This is a genomic window from Pseudomonas sp. PME37.24/006, assembly GCF_055556635.1.
Map to the genome: position 1 here is coordinate 1 of NZ_JBVHNL010000289.1, position 238 is coordinate 238.

A 238-nucleotide genomic window follows, 5' to 3' on the forward strand; every position below is an offset into this window, starting at 1 on the left:
CGGCCAGGACGACCAGCGAACGACCGCGGTGGTTCTCGTTGGCGATCACGATGTCGGCCAGGATCGCGGGCAGCCGTGGCGACCACCCGAGCACCAGGGTGTGTTCGGTCTCGAGCACCTGGCTGCGTCCCTTGCGCAGGCTCTCGATCTTCTGGTCCACGGCGTTGGCGATGAGCCCGATCAGCGAGCCGGCCAGGAAGATCCCCGAGAGGGTGACCACGAGGCTGATCGCGCGGGT

At 68.1% G+C, this 238-nt stretch carries 1 protein-coding gene; it reads right to left on the reverse strand.

Annotated features, from left to right (window positions below; genetic code table 11):
• On the reverse strand, window positions 1-238 hold a 238-nt coding region (locus ACZ3GY_RS24770; protein ID WP_465912473.1), incomplete at both ends, for a hypothetical protein.